This is a genomic window from Bacillus cereus group sp. BfR-BA-01441 (genome assembly GCF_022663075.1).
GTDB classification, from domain to species: Bacteria; Bacillota; Bacilli; order Bacillales; family Bacillaceae_G; genus Bacillus_A; species Bacillus_A cereus.
On the sequence record NZ_JAKUEU010000238.1, the window covers coordinates 1 to 629 of the forward strand.

The window sequence follows — 629 nt, forward strand, 5'->3', positions numbered from 1 at the left end:
ATTTATTAAAAAAGCGCCTACACATGTAGGCGCTTTTTCTTATTATTAAGCTTTTGTATGTTCTTTATGGTCACATTCGCAATGAGATCCACATTTCCCGTATAGTACTGTTGATTTTTCATCTTCAAAATGTCCAATTGTTCCTTCACATACTTGGCATACGATTGTTCCCATTTTCATTTCCCCCTGAGTTTCAATAGTAATCTATTTATTTATCATTAAGCTTTCACATTATCTTTTCTAGCACAGTCACAATTTGTTCCGCATTTTCCGTAAAGTACTGTCGTTTTCTCATCTTCAAAATGTCCGATTGTTCCTTCACATACTTGGCATACGATTGTTCCCATTTTTCATTTCCCCCTAAGTTTATGGTCCTAAAAACTTTTAGCTGTCCATTTCCTATCAATTATTGGGCTTTTGTATGCTCTGTGTGATCACATCCGCAAGATCCACATTTCCCGTAAAGTACCGTTACTTTCTCATCTTCGAAGTGTGCAATTGTACCTTCACAATCTTGACATACGATTGTTCCCATTTTTCATTTCCCCCTAAGTTTATAATCCCAAAAACTTTTTTGTAACCGCTTAACTTTCTGTCTTTATTTTAATATGTTATACTTTTTACGTCAA

At 34.7% G+C, this 629-nt stretch carries 3 protein-coding genes; all 3 read right to left on the reverse strand.

The window, feature by feature from the left end; all coding sequences use genetic code 11:
- Positions 1 to 45 precede the first annotated feature (45 nt).
- From MR107_RS30275 to MR107_RS30285, 3 genes are read right to left on the reverse strand one after another with little or no spacing between them, the layout of a single operon-like run.
- A complete protein-coding gene (locus MR107_RS30275) occupies positions 46 to 174 on the reverse strand; it encodes a GapA-binding peptide SR1P (protein WP_000536796.1) in 129 nt (42 codons plus the stop codon).
- A gap of 44 nt (positions 175 to 218) precedes the next feature.
- Positions 219 to 347 carry a GapA-binding peptide SR1P gene (locus tag MR107_RS30280; protein ID WP_242293170.1) on the reverse strand — a complete coding sequence of 43 codons (129 nt, stop codon included), beginning with the start codon at positions 345 to 347 and terminating at the stop codon, positions 219 to 221.
- A 59-nt stretch (positions 348 to 406) separates the two neighbouring features.
- The gene (locus tag MR107_RS30285) at positions 407 to 535 is read right to left on the reverse strand and encodes a GapA-binding peptide SR1P (RefSeq protein ID WP_000536778.1); all 129 of its coding nucleotides are present in this window, start codon (positions 533 to 535) and stop codon (positions 407 to 409) included.
- Positions 536 to 629 lie beyond the last annotated feature (94 nt).

Bases quoted from the DNA above. Each gene is read 5' to 3' on its own strand.
- MR107_RS30275 (WP_000536796.1), bottom strand. From the start codon at position 174: ATGGGAACAATCGTATGCCAAGTATGTGAAGGAACAATTGGACATTTT.
- MR107_RS30280 (WP_242293170.1), bottom strand. From the start codon at position 347: ATGGGAACAATCGTATGCCAAGTATGTGAAGGAACAATCGGACATTTT.
- MR107_RS30285 (WP_000536778.1), bottom strand. From the start codon at position 535: ATGGGAACAATCGTATGTCAAGATTGTGAAGGTACAATTGCACACTTC.